Annotated in this window: 16 protein-coding genes; 3 read left to right on the forward strand and 13 right to left on the reverse strand. The window is 42.3% G+C overall.

The window, feature by feature from the left end; genetic code table 11:
- Nucleotides 1-2: 2 nt before the first annotated feature.
- From HPE56_RS08845 to HPE56_RS08905, 13 genes are all read right to left on the reverse strand, one after another.
- A complete protein-coding gene (locus tag HPE56_RS08845; protein WP_223170253.1) occupies nucleotides 3-1,373 on the reverse strand; it encodes an Lcl C-terminal domain-containing protein in 1,371 nt (456 codons plus the stop codon).
- Nucleotides 1,374-1,618: 245 nt separating this feature from the next.
- The gene (locus HPE56_RS08850; RefSeq protein ID WP_188243408.1) at nucleotides 1,619-4,930 is read right to left on the reverse strand and encodes a VCBS repeat-containing protein; all 3,312 of its coding nucleotides are present in this window, start codon (nucleotides 4,928-4,930) and stop codon (nucleotides 1,619-1,621) included.
- Nucleotides 4,931-5,062: 132 nt separating this feature from the next.
- Nucleotides 5,063-6,016: a radical SAM protein gene (locus HPE56_RS08855; RefSeq protein WP_188243409.1), complete on the reverse strand. Its 954-nt coding sequence runs from the start codon at nucleotides 6,014-6,016 to the stop codon at nucleotides 5,063-5,065.
- Complete coding sequence (locus HPE56_RS08860; RefSeq protein ID WP_188243410.1) at nucleotides 6,009-7,337, reverse strand: asparagine synthase-related protein; 1,329 nt, start codon at nucleotides 7,335-7,337, stop codon at nucleotides 6,009-6,011. The genes HPE56_RS08855 and HPE56_RS08860 overlap by 8 nt, the downstream gene beginning before the upstream one ends.
- Nucleotides 7,338-7,362: 25 nt before the next feature.
- The gene (locus HPE56_RS08865) at nucleotides 7,363-9,027 is read right to left on the reverse strand and encodes a CRTAC1 family protein (RefSeq protein WP_188243411.1); all 1,665 of its coding nucleotides are present in this window, start codon (nucleotides 9,025-9,027) and stop codon (nucleotides 7,363-7,365) included.
- Nucleotides 9,028-9,030: 3 nt separating this feature from the next.
- Nucleotides 9,031-12,597 carry an FG-GAP-like repeat-containing protein gene (locus HPE56_RS08870; protein WP_188243412.1) on the reverse strand — a complete coding sequence of 1,189 codons (3,567 nt, stop codon included), beginning with the start codon at nucleotides 12,595-12,597 and terminating at the stop codon, nucleotides 9,031-9,033.
- Nucleotides 12,598-12,634: 37 nt separating this feature from the next.
- Nucleotides 12,635-13,741 (reverse strand): ABC transporter substrate-binding protein, encoded by a 1,107-nt coding sequence (locus HPE56_RS08875; RefSeq protein WP_188243413.1) that lies wholly within the window; start codon nucleotides 13,739-13,741, stop codon nucleotides 12,635-12,637.
- Nucleotides 13,742-13,745: 4 nt separating this feature from the next.
- Entirely contained in the window at nucleotides 13,746-15,065 is a 1,320-nt protein-coding gene (locus HPE56_RS08880) for an ABC transporter substrate-binding protein (RefSeq protein ID WP_188243414.1), read from the reverse strand.
- Between the two features lie 11 nt (nucleotides 15,066-15,076).
- Nucleotides 15,077-15,661 carry a Rid family hydrolase gene (locus HPE56_RS08885; RefSeq protein WP_223170254.1) on the reverse strand — a complete coding sequence of 195 codons (585 nt, stop codon included), beginning with the start codon at nucleotides 15,659-15,661 and terminating at the stop codon, nucleotides 15,077-15,079.
- A gap of 51 nt (nucleotides 15,662-15,712) precedes the next feature.
- Nucleotides 15,713-16,858: a ligand-binding sensor domain-containing protein gene (locus HPE56_RS08890; RefSeq protein WP_188243415.1), complete on the reverse strand. Its 1,146-nt coding sequence runs from the start codon at nucleotides 16,856-16,858 to the stop codon at nucleotides 15,713-15,715.
- Nucleotides 16,859-16,877: 19 nt separating this feature from the next.
- Nucleotides 16,878-18,905 carry a YncE family protein gene (locus HPE56_RS08895; RefSeq protein ID WP_188243416.1) on the reverse strand — a complete coding sequence of 676 codons (2,028 nt, stop codon included), beginning with the start codon at nucleotides 18,903-18,905 and terminating at the stop codon, nucleotides 16,878-16,880.
- Nucleotides 18,906-18,908: 3 nt separating this feature from the next.
- Complete coding sequence (locus HPE56_RS08900) at nucleotides 18,909-20,345, reverse strand: HzsA-related protein (protein ID WP_188243417.1); 1,437 nt, start codon at nucleotides 20,343-20,345, stop codon at nucleotides 18,909-18,911.
- 7 nt (nucleotides 20,346-20,352) lie between these two features.
- Nucleotides 20,353-22,101 (reverse strand): CRTAC1 family protein, encoded by a 1,749-nt coding sequence (locus HPE56_RS08905; protein ID WP_188243418.1) that lies wholly within the window; start codon nucleotides 22,099-22,101, stop codon nucleotides 20,353-20,355.
- A 540-nt stretch (nucleotides 22,102-22,641) separates the two neighbouring features.
- On the opposite strand from HPE56_RS08905, the gene HPE56_RS08910 reads away from it, so the two are divergent.
- From HPE56_RS08910 to HPE56_RS08920, 3 genes are read left to right on the forward strand one after another with little or no spacing between them, the layout of a single operon-like run.
- Nucleotides 22,642-23,964 carry a TolC family protein gene (locus HPE56_RS08910; RefSeq protein WP_188243419.1) on the forward strand — a complete coding sequence of 441 codons (1,323 nt, stop codon included), beginning with the start codon at nucleotides 22,642-22,644 and terminating at the stop codon, nucleotides 23,962-23,964.
- Between the two features lie 4 nt (nucleotides 23,965-23,968).
- Nucleotides 23,969-25,189 carry an efflux RND transporter periplasmic adaptor subunit gene (locus HPE56_RS08915; protein ID WP_188243420.1) on the forward strand — a complete coding sequence of 407 codons (1,221 nt, stop codon included), beginning with the start codon at nucleotides 23,969-23,971 and terminating at the stop codon, nucleotides 25,187-25,189.
- A 9-nt stretch (nucleotides 25,190-25,198) separates the two neighbouring features.
- Nucleotides 25,199-25,942 (forward strand): ABC transporter ATP-binding protein, encoded by a 744-nt coding sequence (locus tag HPE56_RS08920; protein ID WP_188243421.1) that lies wholly within the window; start codon nucleotides 25,199-25,201, stop codon nucleotides 25,940-25,942.
- Nucleotide 25,943: the final 1 nt, after the last annotated feature.

Here is a 25,943-nt window from a genome sequence, read left to right on the forward strand (position 1 = left end):
TCTTAATTTATATTTCTAACCAATCGGACATAATTGAATACTCTTACAGCATCACCTTGTGGACCGTTGCCAGTTGGGTAATCGTCAGGGTCTCCATCTTTGGGATCGCTGCGTTGTGCACCTGCGCCATGGACATCGGTCCAATCTACCGCACTACTGTCTGTCGTTGTCGTTGAAGTATCCCCCATAGGACCAGTAGGCATGCTTTCATTGCCCATAGCCCTACCAAAAGCTACATAAGCACCCCAAGCCCCATCGTTACCCGATGTCCAATTGGCATGTGTGGTACCGCTCCAATAAAATGGGTAATCGGCCTCACCAGCTTCATTCGTAATTTGTGTACTATTGAAAAGGGGATCAATAGCTGCTGAGCTGGTTGTTTGTGGTGATCGTGTATAATCGACAATACTTTGCAATTCTTTGGCATTGGGTAAACGCCAATCGGTATATCCGGCAAATTCCATCGACTCTGCATGACTAAGTGCTTCTTTCCAATTTACTCCTTCCCCATTATCATCCTGCATCCACATTAGGCCGGTAGCTTCGTCTGAAATGGTTCCATCGCCATTATCGGTAAAATCATTTACGCCATATGTGGTGTTGCCCCTTACGAGAAGGTAATTGAAAACTTTGTCTTGCCCCATCATGGTTGTCCCGTATCCTTTGATACGCCCATCGGCAAAATTGACCCCGAACACCATTTCAATCGCACTGCCTACAGAAACATTTGTTGACGCACATTGCACATCGATCAATCGTTCCCCTGCATTGGTATCACCATAGGCGTAATCAAAGTAATCCGTATTGATAAAGGGTGTTAGCCCGTCTGTGGATGTACCCTCGTAACCACTGATATCGCGACCACTGAATGCCATTAAAGAGTATTGTTCCTTTATGCTAGGCACACGCCAATCGGAATACCCTGCATACGTATAATTCCCTTCCTCTAAAGCTAAAATTTCATCATAGGTGAGTTTATCATCATAATCAATAGTTCCGTCCTGATTATGATCCAAAGTATTCTGCCACATTAAGCCTGTTACATTATCGGTTACCGTTCCATCCCCATTATCGGTATAAGAAGGTTGGTTTCCCTGGTAAGTGGCATCCTGTCCGTAAAAGTCATCCCCTACCGAAGGAGTGGACATCGAAGTTGAATTATCATAATACGTAGACTGATTCGTATCTACAATAGGAAATCCAGTGATATCGGGCAAATTACCATCCACCGATTCTTCGGTACCTTCATCTACGTTATCGTTATCACTATCATCGCTGCATGAAATTGCAACGGATATCAACATCAAACTAAAAAGAAGGGCACCCCAATTCTTTAGCGTATTTGTTTTGATTGTCTGTCTTGTTGATTCCATTATATTTTATTTTATAATTATGGATCAAAGTACCTGTATTAATCATCCCTACAGAAATCAAATCAATGAAGTGGCACTTCCAATCTACAAATTGGGAGGTTCATTCAACAAGAGCGTATGGAAGCATCGGATGGCAGTGTCGGCCCAAATCCCAATAATGGATAAAATAACAACAAATAGAGGTGCAGCTTGGTATAGGTGGGTTCACCCAAAGACCTTCCCCTAAGATAACATCCTTAATTTGTTTACTGGACTGGCGAATCGGTATTGACCTTTACAAATTGTAAGAAATCATCATTCTTGGCCAAAATGATATAGGTGTCCCCCTTCACTTTTAGGGTTCCCATATCCTTAACATCGCCTGGAGTAAAAAATCCACTTTCATAAACCGGAACCGGCTCAAAACCCCCTTTGCCATCACCCTTTAAAAAGAGGCCGTAACCGGCATCAATCCTTGCCGTTTCAATCTCCGAGCCGTAGAGGTTTCCTGCAATCAACGCATCCAAATGTCCGTCTTGATCATAATCATCGATCAAAATTTGATTGATGTTCGAAAGTTGGGCTTGATAAGGTAACTTATGGATTTCAAAAGTACCTCCCTTATTTTCCAAGTAAATGCTGGCAAAAGACCTGACCTGATAATGCAAGGCCTCATCCAGACTTTTTTGGGTATACACATCCTCCAATGTGGCATGGGAAAATTCCTCTGAGGTTTTGTATTTATATTTAATGGCCGGGATTTGTTGTGAAGAAGGCAATCTACCACGGAGGGGATATTGCACCCCATCTTCATAATAGGCCAAAACAATATCCATCTTGTCATTATTGTCAAAATCATGGGCGTAAACATCGAAGGTTTCATTTTCCGTAGCCTTGTATTCATAATTCAACCCATTATTCCCAACCAAATAATCCATATCACCATCCCCGTCAAAATCCCCTTCATTTATGCTCCACCACCACCCAGTGGTATCGGTTAGGCCCATTTCCCCGGAAACATCCTTAAAGCCGGTTTTGATGTTTTCAAATACCTTGATTGGCATCCACTCCCCAACGATCATGACATCCAACCAACCATCATTGTTGAAATCGGTAATAACTGCACTGGTGGCCATTCCGAGTGAATCAAATTGATCCCCAACAAAGGTTGAATACTCCTCGAATTTGACATTTCCGTTTGTACTGGTATTCTTAAGGATAAAACTTTTGGTAGGTAAAGGGTATTTACCTGGAACCTGTCTGCCCAAAACCAGAAGATCCTCTTTACCATCCTTATCAAAATCGGCATGGTAGGCCCTAGAACCACTGATAAGCATTTCAGGAAGGGCTGATTCTGGTGCTTTCGAAAAATGTCCGTTACCATCATTCACATATAACCTATCCTGTAGCAATTCAGGTTTGAATTCAAATTCATACCCACCACTAACAACATACAGATCATTATCCCCGTCTTGATCGGCGTCAAAAATCAAGGCCCCTATATCCTCGCTAGGTTTATCTTCCTCAAACGCCTCGCCATCTTGCTTTGTAAAACCTTCCGTAGATTGAAAAAAGATCGTTCCGGGTAAATCCCTGGCCCCACCAATATAGTAATCATCCAACCCATCATTATTCAAATCACCAACAGCCAAGGCAGGCCCGTAAGCAGACATTTTATGGGGAAGCAATACTTGTCTTGAATAATCATCGAAATAATTTTCTTGATGCCTAAATTCCGGAAAATCCTTGGTAACATCCGTAAATAAAGGTGCAGCTGGTGCAGGCTCTTCCGCTATTGGGGATGCGTTCCCATACTTTAAAACCAAGGTCTGATTTACGGCAACATCCTTTAGGATCTCGGAAGTACCATTGGTCCAGACGACTTTTAATTCATCTATTTTTTGTGTTTGATCCAGTCCGAAAATAATCTCCGGGGCCACGGAGGATTGAAAACCACGGGTCAATGTCAATTCGTGCATTTGGGTCTGCTCCCCTGTTTTCACATACACCCGGTTCCCCAGTCCAAACAAATTGTTCGGGGTTCCCTCAAACCTGATTTTGATAAAGTTCTTCTTGCTGGCACTTTTATTCTCGAAAATGGAAGCGGGATCATCGATATTATTGGTGATGATCTCCAAATCCCCGTCGTTATCCAAGTCGGCATAGGTAGCCCCATTGGTAAATCCCGCGAAACTCACCCCCCATTCCTTAGTGACGTGTTCAAAATTAAGGTCCCCATTATTCTTGAACATATAATTATCCAATCGTACCGATGGGATGGCCAAACTTCCTTCCAATAAATCACCCTGTGTGACTTTTGCTGTCCGAAGGTTATCAAAGTAATCGTTATTGTTCACTTCCCTTCGTGTACCATTGGCGATGAACAAATCCTTTTTACCATCATTGTCAAAATCCGCAATCAAAGGTCCCCAACTCCAATCCGTCGATGAAGTCCCCGTAAATCTTGAAACATTGGAGAAATACGGAATGCCGTCATTGAAAGCCCCTGAATTCAATTGTAAATTGTTTTGTACGTATTGATGGTGAAAACCGGCATTAATAAGTTCTTGGAAGAGCTTTCGCATGGTATTACCCATATTGGCCTTTCTTCGTTGGTCGGACTCACCATCCATGTCTGCTTGACTAATATCCAAAAAACCATCATTATTAATATCGGCTATATCGGCACCCATACCATAGTATGCCGTTTGGCCCATAGCATCTTTTACAACTTCCCGGAATGTACCATCCTGGTTATTGATGTACATAAAGTCCGGTGAATTAAAATCATTGGACACATATAAGTCGGGCCAGGAATCATTGTTCAAATCCCCTACCGTTGCACTGAGGGACAATCCATAACTACCTAGGTTGGCCTCTTTGGTCACATCGGTGAAGGTATCCCCATCATTACGATAAAGGTGATCACTTTGGTGTTTTTTGAAATTCTTCATTAAATGAAGATAGATATAGGTCGGGGTTGTGAAGGGCGTGGGAGGGTAATTGGCCACATACAAATCCAAATCCCCATCCTTATCGTAATCAAAAAAGGTTACCTGAACGGTATCCCCTCCATCGTCTATACCCAATTCAGCCCCTTTTTCAATAAACGTTCCGTCCCCTTTGTTCAAAAAGAGTTGGTTTATCCTTGGCTCGTACTTACCCCCCACCGAACAATAAATGTCCAAGAAACCATCACTGTTCACATCGGCCATGGTGACCCCCGTGTACCATCGATTATCACCAGACACACCGGCTTTATCGGTAATATCCTCAAATTCCAAGTTTCCTTTATTTAGGTATAGCTTATTCGATACTTGATTGCCCGTAAAATAAAGGTCTATCAGTCCATCATTATTTATATCACCGGCAGCCACACCGCCACCCTCATACATGTAGGGAAAGGTAAAATAGTTGAGCGAATCGGTTTCTGTGAGGATATTTTCAAATGCGACACCTGTGTTTGAAGCATCCAAACTTTCGAAAATCTTATTTTCATCGTTTTCCTTTGTACAGGAATAGTTAAGGAAAAACAGGCAGATTATAAATTGGAGCACACGATTTCCCTTCTGGGACATAGTGTTGCTTTTGCGTTTGAATTTACAATTATACGGCATATTCTGACTGGTTTTTAAGGTCGTTTAGTTTGATCATAACAAGGTAAGAAACAATTTAAAAAATCCTGAACAAAGGTTTTTTGCACCATTATCTTAGGCAATTGGTCTACAATTACAGGTTACCCCCTCTTCTATGGTCTGTGTCAAATTCATAGCATCCAATCTTTTGGTTCGGGGCTCCAAACAAATATCACATTTTGAAAAAAGTGACAAATCCCACACATCGGCGAATACCCTTCCTAATTGAAGTTGAATACCGTATTCCAAAACCGTTTCGAGGGATTGAATTTCAGGAACTTCAAAATGGCCCATTTTATGTAAATGCTCCATTGCCCCATTACCACCCCTAACGGGTATGACCGTACAGCATTCCACCCCACAACCAAAGGCATAATCAATGGATTTCTTGGCCCATTGGATGCCTTCCTCCTCCGATAGGAATGGTGGTTTTAAAAGTATGAACGCCCTTGAGGAAATTTTGTTTTGCGACAAAAAGTCGACCGATTTGGAAAAATCCCCAAGGGTCATACTTTTGTTCAACTTTAAAAGGACCTCAGGGTGTACGGTCTCCAATCCCAAGGCAACCTCAAGCTGAGGCTTAAGCATATCCCTAAAACCCAAACATTTTTCAGTAATGAATTTAGGGTGGGATTCCACGATGACGGTTTCAAAATCTTCCAACAAAGTGGCAATCTTGCCATAATCGGCTACCGGTATCGCCTTTTCATCAAAAAAACTCCCGCTATTATATAACTTAATATGCTTTACGGATGGCATTTGCGACAATGCCCATTCAATTTGTCGGGGTATGGCTCCTACAGGTACCGTTCGGTCCGTGGTATTTTTCCACAGATCACACATAAGGCATTTGAAAGGGCACTCCTTATTGGTCAGGAATATTATGGCGGTATCCTCAATTTCACCATTAATACTGCGCTCTTTCTCCACCAACCAAGCATACGGTCGATTATGATCGACCGTATTTTTGTTTCCCCTTTCGGAAGCTATCCATTTATTCGATGAAACAGCCTCGAAATCCTTACTCATATTTTGATAAAAACTGCTTTCTATAGGCTATTTCCTTTTCCGGGAAATGCTTCTCAAAATCATTCTTTGAAACTACACCATGTTGGAACCTTCTCTTTTCGAAGATGGGCATTTCCATACCTGTAACGGCCTTAACCCCCTCAAAAACTATCTGTCCTTTTAGATCATATAATTTTTTATGATCCCAATCGGTCATATCAATATAGGGTATGCCTTCTGATATTTCAATCACATTGGGTAATGTATACGGACTAAAACCTTCGAAATTATGTAAATCGGCAGGGGAGAAAGTCCTCATATACCCCCTACTTAGTCCACCAGAATATGTTAAGGAGTGTTTTATGGAATCTACTCCCCAACCTTCATGATACAACATTAAGTTATTCAATACACTACGAATGGTCAGTTCTGGATTCTCCTCAATCGGATAATCCTTCAGGTTCTCATCCCCTCCTTCCCCATCAATAATGTATTTCCAGTCCGGATATCGTTCCCTGATTCCTTTTAACAAGGCCAAACTCATAGTCGCCGATTGAATGTCCAAAGGTTTATAATCCTCCACCACACTAATCGCTTCTTTCCAATCCAACGCATTGTAATCCAACTCTATGGGTTCCAAGAAAAGTTCAAGATCTAGCGTTTTTAAAAATTTTCTGGCTTGCATCAAATCCGCCCCGTCACCGTCAACAGACAAGGTAAAGGCCTTTAATCTCGAAGGGCTCTCCCCAAGTTCCTTTAGCGCATGATAGGTTAGCACGAATATCGACCCACTATCGATACCTGCAGAGAAAGTGACCCCTATAGGACCCGTTTTAGCCCTGTATTGAAGCCATTTCTTGATCTCATTGTATACGGCCGTGATATATTCCTTACCAATTTGCTCCAGACTACCCCCTTCATACTTATTGCGTTCAGGGGTAAAGAATCTTGTATAAACGGGATTGGGATCCGGACATCCCAAAAGTTCTATTTTGGTGATATAATGGGCCGGAACCATTCGCGTATAGGACGGATGGAATTGATCATCCATTCCTTCTTTTTTAAGATAGTCATAGATAGTATCTATTCGTTCGGCAATGACCAATTGGGGTCCTACCGCCTTTTTCGCAATAAAATAACGTAAAGGACGGCCGATCGACCGTGCCATTCGTATGGTCTTATCCTCTACGGAAATCAAGGAAAACTGTCCGTCAATATTACGTACAGCCTCTACGTCCCCGGATTTGACAACCGCTACGGCTTCTTCATGGGACATGTTATAAATTATATTTTTTTCATGATTGGTCAAATCAACCACCTTACTAACGTACATACTGTTCATTTTCTTGAGTTTTATGAAATTACCTTTATTCGTTTAATATTCCTTTTCCCTGTGCTATGGTCAGGTATTGGTTTGGCACTATATTCTTAATGACTTCTATTTTACCATCAGGCCATTTTATTTCCAATTCCTTGATTATACTTGATTTACCAAGTCCAAAATGGGTCCTGGGTTCATTATTGGATAAATACCCGGTAGTCCATTGATTGATGCAAACCAATTTCCTATCCCCTGTTTTCAATGTCAATTTAGCCCCGATTCCGGAAGCCAATCCGTTTTTACCGGTGAGTTTGATTCCTAACCAATTATTGGTATTGCCTCCTTCATTATGCAGCAAGGTTGGTGTTGCCATTAAGTCGACATGGGAAATCATCACATCCAATTTTCCATCATTGTCATAATCCCAAACGGCCAATCCCCTTCCGGAACGTTTCGTTGAAAAATACGGACTCACTTCTTTACCCACATCCCTGAAATTCCCTTTACCATCATTTTCCAATAACACGGGATATTGTAAGATCAGTTCTTCCGCCGTTCCGTTTGCCGAAATAATATCCAGATCGCCATCATTGTCATAATCAAACAATGCCGTACCCCAGCTTCCCTTGCCAGCCAAGGACCTGGCCACACCGCTGGACTCTGTAATATCCTGATATAGCCCATTGCCCATATTTCGGTAAAGGGCCCCATATTTTAAATCGGCAACAAGCATGTCCACCAATCCGTCACCATCGACATCCCCTATGGTCGCATGCATGGAACCCGTTACCTGTGCTTGACTATTTACGGCAATACCACTGGCGATACCAACCTCCTTAAAGGTACCATTCTCATTCCTGAACAAAAAATTCTCGTGATGGTCATTGGCCTGAACAATATCCAGATCACCATCATCATCATAATCATAAACCGTTAATCCCATACATTTTGAATCCGGATAGTAGAGGTTTTCCCTTTCGGTAACCTCCTTGAACGTACCATTGGGCTGCTGTTCATACAACATTGATGCCTGGCCCCTATACTCCGAAGGGTGTGGCATCATTCCCGGGGTTTGGGTTGAAATGTATTCAGGATCAAAGGCCAAAAAATTACCTACCATGGCATCTAACCTTCCATCTTTGTTATAATCCCAAAATGAAACCCCGATACTCCATTTTACAAAGCCATTCAATTTTTCAGGACCGGTTAGTCCCAATTTTTTGGTTTGTTCGCTAAAGGTACCGTCCCCATTATTGTGATAGAATACATTCGGACCGTAATTCAACAAGTAGAGATCCTGATACCCATCATTATCCATATCGATCGCCCCGGCCGCCATACTCCAATGCCTATCGTCGACCCCAGCGATTTTTGCTACTTCCGTAAATGTACCGTCACCGTTGTTCTTATAGAGCTTGTTGGCCGTGTTTTTATACACCGCACCATCTTTTTGTGATATCCCCTCCAAATAGGTACCGTTCATCATATAAAGATCCATAAACCCATCATTGTTATAATCGAAAACGGTGATTCCTGACCCACTACTTTCCAAAATATTCTCATAATGCCGGTCCCCAAAAGTATATTTAAAGTCTATTCCCGCTTTTTCCGTTACCTCCTTGAATTTCACATCTTTCCCTTGTGCACAAAGCATTACAGGAAGACATCCGAATAAAATGGAATACATTACTTTTCTAAAAACGTTACTCATTATTTACTTATCTGTTTTTAAACTATTTCGATAACCCTCATTGGTTACCGTTCTCGTATTATACGTTGCATGGTATTTTTGCAATTCGGGTGTATTGGGATATATATCCTTTTCTGAAGGCGGATAACTACCCATACCATGATAGGGCAATGGAAGAACCGTATTACCATGGGCGGTATTCAAATCACCATCCTTCACCCAACCGACACTGTGTATCAAGAAATCCCTTGTCCATCCATCCTTTAATTCGGGCAGTTCATTGGCATTGAATTTTATGGTCGTTTCATCACCCGCATTCGAAATGATATAGGCATTGTCCGATGCTGTCAGCAGTGGCAACACATCGCCATACCGGGTATAATTACCAATTAGGTCCCGCCATTTTGTAGACGTATCCACGGATCCATAATCGAACCAATGTGGCCCGTATCGCCCTCCCTTTCTATAGCTTTCAGAGAAACCCCGATAGTGTAGATCGGCCTCGGTCGGATTCAAGATCGTTGTATTCGATTCTGACAGGGGATTATTCTGGGCAAAGAAAATTTGGTCCCAATAGATTTCCATATTTGTTTGGATCCTAATCCTACGGTCCTTGCTCAAGAATTTTCCTGAGAGATCGGCGATTACATTTTTATCTTTTCCCATTGGAAAACCAAGATTCGGAATAACGGTCTCCCATTCCCCTTTTTGATTGATTACCTGAATGCTCGGTGACTTTACGACCAATTCATCGGATTGCGATAAGGCTACATTTATACTGGCGTCCGTTGGAAAGATCCAACCATTAAGTACCAACCATAGATTATCTGTAGGGATGTTGGCCCCTGGGTCAAGAATCAAATCGTGCATTTCCGTGACCCCCTGATATTTGTCGGGCATAAAATTAGCGATATACCTATCATCCTTCTCTTTTATCAGGGACAAAAGGTCATTGCCATCACCATCTTTTGCCGAGATCGGGAAATATTTTTCGTTTACCTTGATCATATCGAGCCCAGGAAAAGGAGGTGGTGAAAACTGCTCCGGGACATAAACATCGACTGAAGCCGGATGATCTATGGCCACCAATTGCATTTTATCCATGTAGATGGTCTCCCATAATTCCGAGGTCATTTGTACGATATAAGCACCGTCTTTTTCCTGTAACATTTCACCAGGGATCTTAATGTAATCATCCGAAGCGTCGGCAAAGGAATATCTTGCCGTACCTCCCATGATCCCCAACGGCATACCCAATGCACTTCGCCAAGTAATATCCTTGACAAAGACAAATTCATCCCCATTCCATGTATACAGGAAGGGGCAGGAACCTTTCAAGGTTTGTGTCTCGATGAGGGACTGATCACTTTCTGGAAGTAGTATGTTTTGGGGCACGCCATTGGTCCATGTAATCCGGATAATATCGGCTTTGGTCCTATTACCGAGCCCAAAGTATATATTCGGATCATTGACCACTTTGGTTTGGTACAGGTTACCGGCACGCATTTCGACTTTCGCCCCTATTCCAAAATAATTGTTTTTCGCACTTCCTGTCCTTAACCCTACTAATTTCACATTGACGTAATGGTTCAGGTTACCGCCATCGTTCCGTAAAAGAAAGACACCACCATGCAAACCCGAAAGGACCAAATCGAGATCACCATCACCCTCAAAATCGAAAAGTGATATTTGTCTGGCCGATTTTGGTCTTTCCGGCAGTAAATGGGTAACATCGGTAAATTTGCCTTCACCCTCATTATGGTATAGGAAAAGGCCTTGATCATTCTTTTGATTGGGTTTCCCTGAAACCACGAGGTCTAAAAGCCCATCATTATCAAAATCGAAGAACTGGGAGTCTAAAACAGCTATGCCTTTCAATGCTTTGAACATTTTTTCAGCGTCACGCACCGGTTCAAAGACAGCATCCCGTTGATTGATGTACAACCTATTGCTTTCTTCATGGTCACCGGCTGTGAACAAGTCCAAAAAACCATCATTATTCCAATCCCCAACCGCTACGGAAGTACTTCCCTTGTCGTTTTTAAATGCGCTGTTTTCCAAGATATCCTTAAACACCCCTTGTCTTTGGTTACTGTACAGGTTATTATTCGCCTTTTCGTTGGCTACGAAAAGGTCTAAATCCCCATCATCGTCAAAATCACCAAAGGCGGCATCATTACTTTGTATATCGGCCCCGGCAAGCCCCATTGGCCCAGCCTGTTCCTTAAAGGTCCCATCCCCATTGTTCCTATAAACCAGATTGGTACTGGCGCTCAATTCGAAAAAATCCAAATCCCCATCATGGTCCATGTCAAAAAACAAAACCTTGGTACCACCTGTTCGCTCCCCTATTGCCGCCTCAGTGGTAACATCCTCATATTTTCCATTACCCGCATTGCGATATAATTTATCACCCTCCGGCCTCACGACATAAAGATCAAGGAAACCATCATTATCATAGTCGGCAAATGCAGCGGATGATTCTATGCCTGAATGATTGATTCCAACATCTTTGGAAAGGTCCCAAAACCAGTTTAGATCGTTATTGAAAAGGAAGTGTTTATAACTGGAATCGGCAGGGTCATAACTCCCCACATACATGTCGATATCGCCATCTAAATCATAATCCGCAATGGAAACATGCGTTGGGTTCCGTGATTCAATACCCCCATCGAGATCGTAAATCGGTACGGCGTCCAAACCTACATCACCAGTGACATCCGTAAACTTGATCAAGTCCAATGTAGATTCCGTATCATCTGTCAACGGAGAGTGCTTAAGGTCATAGGTGACCAAGGGAAAACCAATAACCGAACCCCGGGTCCCCTTTAAGTCCTTGATACCCGATTGGTAAGGAAATGTTACCTTAAGATAGTTGTGGAAAATCGTAAATGATGTTAATGCTTTTTCTGTATCCGAAGCTCGAAGAAGTTCTATAGTATCGCTAAAATAATCAACCGCTTCCTTTGGGAATTCCGGAAATTGCTTTTGTATATTCTCCAATTGGGCAATAGCTTTATCGCTTTCGCCCCCCCGTATGAATAATTCCGTAAGTTCCAAGGCGGGCACTATGTTATCAGGTACTTTTTCTGCCAGTTGAAGAACATATTTCTCGCGCGTCTTTCGGGTTTCCGTATCGGGTGATGTGGCGTATAACTCTGAAAGCATATACAAGGTCTTTGCATGATCTGGGGCAAACCCAAGTGAGTTCGTCAACACGGCGATGGCCTTATCCTTATCGTCATCCATTTGGTATACCGTCGCCAAGATCAAATTGATATCGGCATCCTTCCCATCAATATCAATAGCCTTGGCAAGTTGTTCTTTGGCTTCATCGTATTTACCCATTCGTAAATACACCAATCCTAAATTGGCATACCCCATTTTCTTGTCCGGGGCAAGTTCAATGTATTTGAGAAAGGTAGTCTCCGCCTCTTCCAACTTAAATGCCTCTAAAAAAGCAAGCCCCATGGTTTGGGTGGATATCAACTCTATTGCTTTTTGTTTTTTTTCTTCGGCACTCTCCTTACAACCCACAAATGTTGTCATTGATAGCAGGGAAAGAAAGAGGAAAAAATAGGTGCTTTTCATCGAACTATAATTTTATAAAAAGTAAATATACGTGGATTTATTGTTTTTGGGAAGTAGTATCTTCGTTAGCGATTCCCACCAATTTCAAATCACTACGGCGATTGCCGTTTTTATCGAATTGGACATTCCCTGTTACACCTTCAAAATCAGTCTTGGACATGGTTTCATAGACTTTATCCCGATCAAACCCAGAAGCTTTGATCGCGTTTATCAGCACGTTCATGGCATCAAATGTATAAGCCGCCATAGCATTGGAAATAGCATCACGCCCTACTGCCCCATGCTGTGATTGCAAGGTATTCGTTTTTAACCAATTTCCTGAATACAAGATTGTTAAATCCGATGGATTCCCACGTTCTGGGATACTTAGGTCCCGTACCCCCAACATGGGGATGGTTCCATAAAATGGTAGCTTTACCCCATTCTTGCGCAATACCCCCATTAGCTCCCAAGATTGTTCCGGATCACCTAAGATTATTAGGGCTTCTACCGCTTTATTCCGTAATTCCCCCATAAATCCTCCAGTATGGTCTAAACACTGAGCGAAAGTTTGGATCAAAGGTTTTGGCCCTCCCTTATCCACGAGCTGTTTTTCCAAGTACTTCAAGGCCGTTTTGGCATCATAATCTTCCTGTACGGCTATCGCAATTGTATTTGTTTTTTGAACATTGACTATTTCGTTGACCAAGACTTCCGCTTGTTGGATATCGTTCGGCACGCAATTATAGAACCATGGGATGTATGCTTGTGAAAGGGTTGGATCACTTGCCCACGCAGATAAGAAAACCACCCTGGTCTTGGCGATTACCTGTTCGGCCAAATGGGCATTTCTACCATCATGCGACCCTAAAAGGGCCCATACCTTTTCCTTAAAGACCAAGTTTACAGCCTCTTTGGATCCCGTACCCCATGGCCCTTCCATAGAGCGGGTGACCACCTTGAATTGCTTGCCGTTCAAACCTTGATCCTTGTTCGCTATGTGTATGGCCAGTTCCGCTGCATTCCTTGCTGCCTGTGAGGTATCGTCGTTCACCAACAAGCCTATGGTGATCACATCTTCTACCTCAGTATGTTGTGCGCATACCATTTGGGCAAAAAAAACATAAAATAGAATGGTGTTTAGAATGGTTTTGTTGACCCCCATAATGCTATTGCCCTCCGTGTTGTCCTTTATTGCCTTGACCTTCCGGCTCTAGATCGGGTGCTGGGGAGTACACGAATTTACCATCCTTCACTTTGGCCATAAAGATCTTTCCGATATCATTCCAGCTTCCATCAAGGATAATCTTTCCGGTAACCCCCTCATATCCTTGAAACGATTTTAAATCGGTCAATACATCCCGAATCAGTACCCGGTTCAACCCTTCTTTTTTTATGGCTTTAACAATCAAGTTCATCCCATCATATGCATGGGCCGCAAATACATCGGGTTGCATACCGAAACGTTTGGTATACGCTTTCTGAAATTCTTTTAATTTGGGATTGTCCGCTTCCGGGTTATAGGGACAGGTACTTACCAGTCCTTCAGCAGCATCCCCAGCAATATCCAGGAATTCCTGGGAAACGGTCCTATCGGAAGCATAGACGGGCTGTCTCATTCCCATTGATCGTATTTGTTTTAAAATCAGTGCGGATTCCTTGGCGTTTCCCCAAATAAGAATGGCATCAGGGTTTATTTTCTTGATGTTTTCGAGCTGCATGGTAAAATCCGTTTCCCCCATATCGAACCGTTCCTCGATCCTCATAGGGTGTCCTTTTCTAACGGCAAACCCTGAATATTCCATGATACCCACTCGGCCATATCGTTCATTGGAGCGTATTACCGCTACCCGCTCGTGATTCATCACATCAAAAATATACGATGCCAAGGCGTAACCACTTTGTCTGTCATCACTGATAACCCGAATTAACCAAGGTATATTGGTCTCTGTAAATGTCGGATCGGGATCACCGGTATTGACCATCATAATCTCCATTTTCAACGTTGCCCGTAAAGCGACATGGGAAACAATATCATCAATGGAACCCAACCAGGCCCATACCTTCTCCTCATCCATACGAACGACTTCGTTGGCCGCAGCACCCCAGAGTCCGACATCATTATGTACCATGAGTTTAAAAGGGAGGTTGTTATACCCCCCTTGATCATTAGCTTCTTCCAAGGCCAATATGGAACCATTCAACATTTGTTGCCCTAGGGTTACAATCGGTGAACCTTCCAAAGGACCTAAAAATCCTATCCGAATTTCGGTCAGGTCCTTGGGGGGTTGCTTTTCGCGACCTGCTCCATAAAATTGGACAGGTTCTATAAAATGATATTTATACGCCTTTTGAAATTTATGATAAGGGAACATCTCTTCAGATGTGTTACCATACATGGTCTTCTTTTCCTGTCCATTTAAAGTAGTGCATATAAGGACGAGGAGAAGAAAAATAGTTCCGATGACACCGTTGTTTCTTCTTATCATATCACATTCATTTAACGAACTTTACATACGGCATATGCCTCTATCTCAACAAGTAGGGTCTCCCAGCACAATCTGGCCTGGATTCCCGTAGCTGCTGGCAATGGATCTAACCCCAACCAGTTGTAAAAGGAAGTCCTGATTTTATTGAATTCCCCGTAATCACGTTCAATATCCCTAAGGTAATTGGTTGTACGTACCACATCGTGCCAAGACATACCCTCGGCTTCCAATAGATTGGTGATATTCACATAGGTTCGCCACAACTGGGCCTTAAAATCCCCAATATGCTCAGGCAGACCTTCTTCGTTTACACTCGCGGTACCCGAAATCACCAAAACCTTATAATCCCCAAGATCAAGCCGTAATGCCCGTGAAAAAGAGGATGGTTTTTGATAATCATAAGCCTCATTAATGGTATGGGGGGCATGTACAACATGTTTTTCAATAGGGGGTCTTTCCAAATGTATTGGAGGATATACCGTATTACTGATTTTGTGGTCATCTGTCAGGATTCCCAATTTTTTCATTTCCAAAATCTCTCCTTCTGTGAGTTTTGACAAGTCTATCAAAATCCTTTCCTTTTCTATTGTTTCCATAATATTTCCAAATTATTAGTTGTTAGTTATACTAGTTTTAGTTCGAATTCCTTATTTCATCAAATGGCCATGACTTACCCCTTTGGATGTCGCCACCCATATCTCATCACCTTCCACATCAACCCCTATGGTAAAATTATGTGCCAACGATGGTGATGTGGCCATTACCTTTTTATCATCACCATTTATTATTATGGTCTTGCCTTTTCGGAGGTTTTCATTTGTGGTATAGTTGACCCAATTTTTACCATCGGTCGTACTTAACCCCTGATCGGTACATATAAAGGCAATATCATCCTTGGCTTTTATATAATTGATGAAGTTACTGGTCAAACCGCTATCGTGGTCAAAATACCCTTTCCAATGCACGCCATCATAGCGACTCAAACCAAAATAAGTGGCCACCCAAAGCATACCGTTAGACCATGAGGCCCCTGTTGTGATATCGTGGACAACCCCATCATCGGGGAAAAGGTCAATTTCCATATTGCCATCGGGATCAACATAATCCCTGAATTTTTTTGTCTTTTTGGTGTATTCTATGATACCACCACCCCAAGCAGCGATATAAATTTTATCGTCACTGGCACAAACACCATACGTCCATGGCTCATGCATCGGTGCGTTTTCCTCTGTGAATATTTCCCATTTTCTGGTATAGGTGTCATAACATCCTGCCCCTCCCCCGGTGGCTACCCAAACATCCTTGCCATCGCAGGTAACCGCATAGATCAAATCATTGGGCATACCACTGTTCATTTGGGTATAGTTCTCGAATTTACCGGTCGACCAACGTGATAATCCCCCCATGGTACCCAACCAAACATCCCCTGTTAGCGGATCAACATCCATCGCCAAAATCCCGTTATGGGTAAGTCCGTCTTCTGTAGTATAGGTTTTCCAATTCCCATTTTCCAATACGGCAAGTCCTTCATGGGTACCGACCAAAACCCGGTCCCCATCAATTTTCACACAATACGCCTTATCACCAGGCAATCCGTTTTTGGAATCATAACTTATCCAGTTACCGTAAATCGGCATAGGCTTTTCCGATGCTGTCTGGTTCTTATCCCCATACGTCTTGGATGTGTCCTTTATAAATTCTGTTCGCTCTTTAGGTTGTACAAACCCCCATGAACTTATGACAAGCATCACAAAGAGGACAAGTAGGGTTGGATATTTGAGATGTATTTTCATTTTTATCAGTTATTTCTTCTTAAAAACTTGCGGTTTCTTGTGTTTGGGAGCTAATTTCCTCCTGCTCTGGACCTCCCAGGGATTTCAGATAATCGATCAGATCATTCAGTTGCATTTTGGTCAGATCATTCACATAACCATGTTTGTTATCCTCGCCATAGACTGTCCATATTTCTTCTAGGGTCGCTGCCCGCCCATCATGTAAATAGGGGGGTGAGGCATAAATATTCCCAAGGTGCGGTGTATCGAACAAAATAGAATCATCGGTGACCGCCAACGTACTTACATCCGCTGTTCTTAAATTGCTATAAAGAGGGGCTGGATGACACGTATAGCATCGATTGTTCTCCGGTATGACATTCCCGAAATTATCTTTTGTCCTGTTGTATATTTCCTTTCCCCTTTGTTGGGATTCTGTTAATTCACCGTGTGGATTGTACATGAGGTTCGGGGGATATTTTATCCCTCTTTTTATATAGGCCGTAATGGCGTCCAGATCATCATAACTGAATTGCTCCGTTCTCGTTAAGACCGTTGAAAACCGCATACCATCCTGCTTGTATATGGTTTGGTTCTTACCGTTCCATTTAAATGGGGGGGTATCCCCGATTTCCCTTAGGGATTGCGTATTGGTTACATTGCGTCCCATATCCTTGCCGGCCATGTTATAGACTAAGCCATCTTCATGATGATCCGGGTGACAGGTATAACAGGCATATTGTTTTTGAAATGTATGTCCCGCATTATTGAATAATCTTCTTCCTTGTCTTGCAACCGTAATTCTGCTGGGGCCACCAAGATCGATGGGGGCTTCCATTTGAAGGCTCTCCGTATCCAACACCCCTATTTTATCTTCCAATTGTTCGGCGATATAGAGTTTTTTACCATCTTCGGAAAGTGCCAGCCCTTTGGGATTGGCCCCCGTAGGCACTCTTTTGATCACAAACCGACTGCTCACCCCTAAATTATTCGCAATATTCTTGAGTTCTTCCTTGGGGGTTTCCTTTAAAATGGCCCGAATGGAATCAACCGAGATCACCGTAATGCGATCGGCCCCTGAATTGGAGACATAGGCTCTTTTACCATCGGGGGAAACCACAATATCAAAGGGATCGGAATAATAGGAATTGGGTTCATCCGTCAACAATTGTATGATTCTTCCATTTTCCCCTTGTTCTATAACCCCAATGCCGTGAGTCATCATCCAGCCTCCTTCTATCTGTACCGAAGGTATGAGGTTCTTGGGTCTTATCAAGGTCATCATGGCAAGGTCTCCAGAAGGCGTGAACGTAATATTCTCCATCATATAGGCCTCTTCAATATTATGATGTTCCCCTACCCTTAAGGTTTCTCCATTAATCTCGGTAAGATCACTCACCAAAGGTTCCCCATAAGGAACGATCTTAGATCGTCTACTGGTCACATACAATTTTTTTCCATCAGGGGACAGCGCGGTTCCGGTAGGATCACTTCCCGTTCCCAATCGCTTTAATTCCTCTTTTGTGGAGAGGTCGATGACCGACAGGTCAGAGCCATAGGTATTGACGACCTGCAAAAACGAACCATCCGCACTAAGTGTTAGCCCAGAAGGGCCATTTCCCGTTTTTATGGTATCCGTTACCTTGGATACCGCAAGATCTATAACCGAAATGTAATCGGACCACTGATTGCTGACGTAGGCCAGCGTATTTGCCTTATTCAATATTACGCTATGGGGATGGACCCCAACTTTTAGTTGGTGCAATACCACATTGCTTTCAGTGTCAACTATAAGAAGTTCATCGGTGTCTTGGGCCACAACATACAACCGGCTTCCATCGTGGGAAACTGCTATATTGAAGGGGGAATAATAGTCTTCATTGATCAAACTTGTGACAAACTTGTTTTTGGAGGTGTATACATGGCACGATGTACATTTTAAAGGGTGATCCGTTACCGCTGTTTTATCATTCACATGATGTCTGGCCAACATACGCCCCGGAAAGTATATGATGACCCCAAATAATATTAGCATCCATAAAAGTGTCTTGCGTTTTGCGTTCTTCATGGCCTACATCTTTAAATCTCTTTTTAAGGAATCTATTTCTTTTGGCGATGGCACCGGAATGGGATCCTTCCTAACGGCCAATGGTTGGGCATTTTTGGGCACCAACTCCCGGTTTTCATGACATCCGATACAGCCACGACGTTCATTGGGGCGTAGATATAACCAACTACTCGGCCCTTTGACGACATTATCATTCCCATCAAGGGTCTGCATCCTAAACGGGGTATCCGCTTGGACTTTAATATAGAAGGAACCATCCTCCTCTGTTTCAAAAGTGGCCATGGTTTCATCCATTCCCAATATTTCCAACTTGTTAGCCCTATTTGTCAAGGTAGTGGAATCATTGGATTGCTTATTCGAATAATTAATATCCTGACAGACGAGTAAGGCGGTCTTCACATTCAGATCAATCTCGCTCGGTAATTTCTTAGGTCGATCTCGCTTCACTACGGGTACGGCTTCCAAAACGTGATACTCCCCATCCTTATATATGGGCGTACCTAATTCATGACTTTGGGTATTGAATCCATAGAGGGCAAAGCGCCCTTCCTTATCGGAACGATAACTTGCCAACACCTTGTTTTCCTGATATGGACTAATAGCATAAAAATCACCCTTAATATGTGATGTCATATTTACCTTGGAATGCAACGGGCGATTATACGATATGGAGGTAATATCCATTTCATTATTAGCATCCGCCTCAACGAAAACAATGCTACCTTCATCCATTTCCCAAACACGACCCTGTAAATGATGGTTGGCTTCACTCTGATAAAACAATTGTTGCTTGGTTCCATCGGGCCTCATGATCATGAGTTTGGCATCCTTAACCTCAGGTATAAGGGTCCTTCCTATAGTAACCACACGACCATCATTCAATACGGTTGATGCAAAATAGGTACTGGGGTCATAGGTGATGCGGGCTAAATTAGAACCATCCAGGTTGCTGGTATAAAGGGTATACCCCTTTTCTTTTGTGGCAACATTTATGATTTCATGCTTACTGAACACCATTCGATCCCCTGGCAAATAATCGGGATCGATACAATTCCCATCCGAGGAAGTTATCTGTCTGGTTTTAAGGTTGTGTAAATCCATCTCCCATATCTGCCACACATCATTTTTATTTTGCTGTGCGGCAAAAAGCATGGAATTTCCATCATAGGATATCTTAGGGGCACAGGCGGATTGGAAATCCTTGGTCAATACAGACAATGGTTCCTCTGGTGAGTTCACATTCAGTGCAACGATTCTTGATTCGGGTATATGACGCCACCTATTGCCTGACAAATAATCCGGGGAATCAATATCCCCCTGACTTTGGGACATGACAATCATGCCTTCCAAAGACCTTGGTTTACATGACTGAACGGAAATAACCAAAACAATAATGGCTAGCAATGGGATAAAGGATGTATAAGGACTTTTTTTGAACATTATCCACTTATTGAGGTTCGTGTATCGTAAGTATTTGGTTGGCCTTTATTTTTTCCAAAACCTGATGTTTCCCCGAGGGCCATCTGATTTCAAGACTATCAACAAGGTCGGCGTTTGAAAGACCGAAGTGGACCCTTGGGTCATTTTGAGATAGATACCCCGTGGTGCTTTTTTTCTGTGCGGTCTGCACCTTGCCATCCGCAACCAATCGTATACGTGAGCCAACACCATCACGATTGCTGTGCTTGCCCACCAAATTCAAAGAGAGCCAGTTATTGGCATTCCCTTTATTATTTCGAAGAAATACCCCTATACTATCCAGGTTAACGATATAGATATCGATATCCCCATCATTATCATAATCCCCCAAGCAGGCGCCCCTACCCACATGTTCTTCCTTAAAATATGAGCTAAGGTCTACGGAAACATCCTTGAATTTGCCCTCCTGGATGTTCTCGAACAGTTGATCCTCTTGTCCATATAGGTGTTTTAATTCACCGTTGGATTTAAAAATATCAACGTCCCCATCATTGTCATAATCAAAAAAAGAGGATGACCAACCCACAAACTGTCCAGATGCCACGGAGATACCCGCGGGATAGGACTGATCGCCAAAGACGCCGTTACCCAAATTTTCATAAAGGGAGCAGTAATTATCATCCGAAACAAAAAGATCCAATAATCCATCCCCATTAAAATCGGCAAAATCCACGGACATGCTTACGGTGGCTTCCCCCGATTGACTAAAACCTGTACCAGACATGGTGCCCTTATCCACGAATCCCTTACCCCCTTCGTTATGCCATAGATAATTAACCGTATGGTCGTTTGCCACATAAACATCGACGAAGCCATCATCATCATAATCCGCGGCCCCAACACCCATGGCCCTACCATCAATATCCACAATCCCCATGGCTTGGGTCACATCACTAAAGGTTCCATCCCCATTATTATGATATAGTACATCGGGTTGACTGTCATACGCCAACGGACCGGGAAATCCGTCAGGAGCATAATAATATTTATAATCCGGATTGAAATTCAGATAGTTTCCTACATAAAGATCCAAGTAGCTATCATTGTCATAATCGAACCAGACAGCTCCAACACTACAATTTTTACCCCCGCCTACCGACGCTTTTTCGGTCTCATTTAAAAAGGTGCCATCACCATTGTTTTTATACAATGTATTAGGGCCATTGTTACTTACATAAATATCGGGGAAACCATCATTATTATAATCACCCACGGTAACCCCCATACTGTACCATGGTCCGCCAACGTTAGCTTTCTTGGTTACATCCTCAAAAGTACCGTTCTGGTTATTGCGGTAAAGATGATTGGTGGGCATAACCTTGGGTTTATCGCTTTTACTGAAACCTTCGACCCAAGTCCCGCTACAGACATAAATATCCATAAACCCATCTTGGTCATAATCCAGGAAAGCCGCCCCTCCACCAACAGATTCGATAATATTCTCCATGTGGTCAGCACCAATGGAATGCATAAAATCCAAACCTATCCCTTGCCCTATCGATTGAAAAAAATCATCATTAACGGCGGGTGGTTTTAATGAGGAAGGTTTTTGGTTTGAATTCGATGGCTTTGTTTCTGTATTACAAGCCGTAAAAGCACCTACCAAGAATAGCATATAAAAGATATTCTTGAACGCAAACGCCTTATTGAAAAACCGTGCAATTAATACTATCGAATTATTTGAGCAATGGGGAAATTGTTTTTGATTGTCAATCATACTATTTTTTACTTCAAGATTGATTTTGAAAATCACTTTTAAAACGTTGAAAAAGAACTAAAGCCCCCTCTCGTTAAAAGCATTCAAATTACCTTAATACCGAAAATGTAATAACATGATAACCAATTTTTTGAACAGTATTAATTGACCTTATTAGCAAATTGGACTTTTCATGTTCCTGCCTCAAAAATACATTTACCAATACGTAAGAAAGATGACAAAAATCATATAATTTAAGATTTTTTTAAGATTTTTTTGGATATTGATTGATTTTTGCCGCCCATTGCTACATATTCAATAATTAGCACCAACGATTTTTCTTACCGCGTTATTTTTGACAGCAGTCCATACTCCCAACAAGCATTTCCATAGACATTCCAAACCTATCCAAAAGCCACTATTTCCCATTTCCGTGAAAATCCGGTCGATAAATTTAGCGGTTTGGTCTAGTGAATACCCTGCTTTATCTATTTCAATATGTTTTATATGGACTCCTTTGGATATTTGAGTTGTATTTCAACCAAAATTGTATACAACGACATGAAAAAAACTATCATCATATTTCTGGTATTACTCGGACAGTTTGCGCACAGTCAGCAAACTTCAAGTGATATGAATAAAATCTGGTCCCTAGAGGATTGCATTTCCTATGCCTTGGAGCATAATATCACTGTAAAACAAGCCATTTTGGAAAAAAACAGCACGCTTCAGGATTATAAAGCGGCAAAATCTTCAAGATTACCCAATCTAAGCGGTTCGGCTTCACAAAACTTTACCAATGGTAATTCGATAGACCCTATAACAAGTGATTTTGTTTCCCAACAAATCAATTCGACAAGTTTGGGACTCAATACCCAGGTCACCCTTTTTCAGGGTAATCAAATCACCAATGGAATAATACAAAACAAACTTTTGGTTGATCAATATTCCTTTTATGAGGAGCAGGCCAAAAACAATATCATCCTGAGCATAACCGATAGTTATATTCAATTGCTCTATAGTAAAGAAAACATTACGATTGCCGAAAACAATCTAGTTGCCTCCCAAAAAGAGGAAGAACAGGCCAAGGCTCGGTTAGAGGCAGGTTCCATTGCTATGAAAGACTATACCGATGCGCAATCAAATACGGCCACGAATACCTATAATCTAATAACCGCCAAGAATGATTACGCCCAACAGTTATTGACCCTAAAACAACTTTTAGAGCTTCCGATCGGCACTTCATTTCAAATTGCCGATCCAACCGGCACAGGTGAGGATTTGATTCCTGATTTGAATCAAGTTTATACCCAGGCTGTGGAAAACCTTCCTGAAATAAATGCAAGTAAAACCAATATATCGGTTTCAGAAAAAGAACTGGATATTGCCAAAGGAGGATATTTACCCACACTTTCCCTAACAGGAAGCATTGGCTCCGGTTATACCTCAACACAGGATTTCGTTTTTGCAGACCAGCTCGATCTCAATTTCAACCAAAGAGTGGGCCTCTCTTTAAACGTGCCCATTTTCAATAGAAACAGAACAAAGACAGAAGTTGAAAAAGCTAAGATAAATATTGACATAGCCCAACTGAAATTGGCACAAGAAGAAAAGGACCTATATCAAAAAATAGAAACCGCCTGGCAAAATGCAACTGCAGCCCAGAGCCAAATGGTAGCTGCCGACGTCGCAAAAAATGCCGCAAGTGAATCGTATCGATTGGCGCAGAAACAATATGAACTGGGGGCTTTGAGCACCACCGATCTTGTGGTAAGCCAAAACACATATACCAATGCCCATCAAAACTACATTCAGGCAAAATACTTAAGCCTTTTGTATACCCAATTACTTCAATTTTATCAAGGAAACGACATTAAACTTTAATCAAATGAAAAATAAAAGAAACATAATAATAGGCAGTATAGTTATCCTTATCCTTGCCTTTGCGGCATACAGCTTTTTAAAGAGCAATGATGATGTGGTTATCGAAGCACAAACCCTTACCGCCAAAAAAGGGGATGTAACTACAATGGTTACGGCTACGGGTACCATAGAGCCCATTACCCAAGTGGAAGTAGGTACCCAGGTTTCAGGGGTGGTCGAAAAAATATATGTTGATTATAACAGTATCGTCAAGGAAGGGCAGTTGATTGCGGAATTGGACAAAACCAACCTAAAGGCCGCCCTTACCCAGGCACAGGCTTCCTATGACAATGCCGTAAGCCAAAGAAACTACATGCAGACCATCTTCGAAAGACAAAAAACATTGTACGAAAATCAGGTCATCAGTAAATCCGATTATGATGATGCCTTATATAACTATGAAACGGCAAAAGGCACGGTGACCCAACGCTTATCAGACCTTGAAAGGGCCAGAACCAATCTAAGCTATGCCGATATTTATTCGCCCATAGATGGTGTGGTACTTTCCAGGGCTATAGACGAAGGACAAACGGTAGCGGCAAGCTTTAGCACCCCAACCCTTTTTACCATTGCGCAAGATCTAAAGGAAATGCAAGTAGAGGCCGATGTAGACGAAGCTGATATAGGGGGTGTAAAAGAAGGACAAAGGGTAACCTTCACCGTTGATGCCTACTTAGGGGAAACCTTTGAGGGTACGGTAACCCAGGTTCGTTTGGACTATACCGAAACATCCAATGTAATTACCTACACCGTCGTAATCAAGGCTGACAATCCCGACCTTAAACTTAAACCCGGTCTAACTGCGACGATATCCATATATACATTAGAGTTAAAAGATGTATTGAGTACAGAGGCCAAGGCCATCAATTTTAAACCTACCCAGGCATTACTAATGGCCTACAACGAGCAACATAATTTACCTACCGAACCCCAAAAAGGTGGAGCAAGGAACAATGAAGAAGGTAAAACGAGGGTTTGGGTCCTTGAATCCAATGGGGCCATATCACCTAAAGAAGTAACCTTAGGTGCCAGTGATGGTGTCAATGTACAGATTTTAAGTGGTATTGAAGAAGGAGACAAACTGGTATATAGTTTAAAATCCGAAAGTCCTATTGAACAACAGTCTGCCGGTGGTGCAGATGAGAGTCCGTTTATGCCACAAAGACCAGGAGGGAAAAGAAAATAACAAACGACCATGAACAAGGAAATCATTAAAATAAACGATTTAAAGCGTGAGTTTACGATGGGCAACGAAATCGTACATGCCTTAAGAGGCATTTCGTTCACCATAAACGAGGGCGAATTCGTTACGATCATGGGTTCGAGTGGCTCGGGAAAAAGTACCTTATTGAATATCTTGGGATGCTTGGACCAACCCACCTCGGGAACCTATGAGATAGACAATGTAAAAGTAAAAGATCTTAGCAGGAATGAGTTGGCTACGATCCGAAATGAAAAAATCGGGTTTATCTTTCAATCCTATAACCTACTGGCTCGTACTTCTGCATTGGAAAACGTAGAACTACCACTTCTATATAATAGTAAGGTTTCTACCGAAGAACGTAAAGAACGTGCTTATAAGGCTTTGGAAATGGTAGGATTGGGCGATCGCATGGGCCATACCCCTTCACAGCTTTCCGGTGGCCAACAACAAAGGGTGGCCATTGCACGGTCTTTGGTGAACAACCCTGTTATGATATTGGCTGATGAAGCTACAGGAAACCTGGATACCCGAACCTCGTACGAAATCATGTCCTTGTTTCAAGAGTTGAATGAAAAAGGCATCACCATCACCTTTGTGACCCATGAACCGGACATCGCTACCTTTAGTAGTAGAACCATTGTCTTAAAAGATGGCAACATCATTAAGGATTACCTCAATAAAGATATAAAATCAGCAGCTACTGAATTGGCCGCATTACCTGTAGAAGACCATTAAT

The sequence above is a fragment of the Maribacter aquimaris genome, from assembly GCF_014596745.1.
Lineage (GTDB): Bacteria > Bacteroidota > Bacteroidia > Flavobacteriales > Flavobacteriaceae > Maribacter_A > Maribacter_A aquimaris.

What these genes read in the sequence shown, in the direction of transcription:
- HPE56_RS08845 (WP_223170253.1), bottom strand. Translation starts at nt 1,373, where the DNA reads ATGGAATCAACAAGACAGACAATCAAAACAAATACGCTAAAGAATTGG.
- HPE56_RS08850 (WP_188243408.1), bottom strand. Translation starts at nt 4,930, where the DNA reads ATGTCCCAGAAGGGAAATCGTGTGCTCCAATTTATAATCTGCCTGTTT.
- HPE56_RS08855 (WP_188243409.1), bottom strand. Translation starts at nt 6,016, where the DNA reads ATGAGTAAGGATTTCGAGGCTGTTTCATCGAATAAATGGATAGCTTCC.
- HPE56_RS08860 (WP_188243410.1), bottom strand. Translation starts at nt 7,337, where the DNA reads ATGAACAGTATGTACGTTAGTAAGGTGGTTGATTTGACCAATCATGAA.
- HPE56_RS08865 (WP_188243411.1), bottom strand. Translation starts at nt 9,027, where the DNA reads ATGAGTAACGTTTTTAGAAAAGTAATGTATTCCATTTTATTCGGATGT.
- HPE56_RS08870 (WP_188243412.1), bottom strand. Translation starts at nt 12,597, where the DNA reads ATGAAAAGCACCTATTTTTTCCTCTTTCTTTCCCTGCTATCAATGACA.
- HPE56_RS08875 (WP_188243413.1), bottom strand. Translation starts at nt 13,741, where the DNA reads ATGGGGGTCAACAAAACCATTCTAAACACCATTCTATTTTATGTTTTT.
- HPE56_RS08880 (WP_188243414.1), bottom strand. Translation starts at nt 15,065, where the DNA reads ATGATAAGAAGAAACAACGGTGTCATCGGAACTATTTTTCTTCTCCTC.
- HPE56_RS08885 (WP_223170254.1), bottom strand. Translation starts at nt 15,661, where the DNA reads ATGGAAACAATAGAAAAGGAAAGGATTTTGATAGACTTGTCAAAACTC.
- HPE56_RS08890 (WP_188243415.1), bottom strand. Translation starts at nt 16,858, where the DNA reads ATGAAAATACATCTCAAATATCCAACCCTACTTGTCCTCTTTGTGATG.
- HPE56_RS08895 (WP_188243416.1), bottom strand. Translation starts at nt 18,905, where the DNA reads ATGAAGAACGCAAAACGCAAGACACTTTTATGGATGCTAATATTATTT.
- HPE56_RS08900 (WP_188243417.1), bottom strand. Translation starts at nt 20,345, where the DNA reads ATGTTCAAAAAAAGTCCTTATACATCCTTTATCCCATTGCTAGCCATT.
- HPE56_RS08905 (WP_188243418.1), bottom strand. Translation starts at nt 22,101, where the DNA reads ATGATTGACAATCAAAAACAATTTCCCCATTGCTCAAATAATTCGATA.
- HPE56_RS08910 (WP_188243419.1), top strand. Translation starts at nt 22,642, where the DNA reads ATGAAAAAAACTATCATCATATTTCTGGTATTACTCGGACAGTTTGCG.
- HPE56_RS08915 (WP_188243420.1), top strand. Translation starts at nt 23,969, where the DNA reads ATGAAAAATAAAAGAAACATAATAATAGGCAGTATAGTTATCCTTATC.
- HPE56_RS08920 (WP_188243421.1), top strand. Translation starts at nt 25,199, where the DNA reads ATGAACAAGGAAATCATTAAAATAAACGATTTAAAGCGTGAGTTTACG.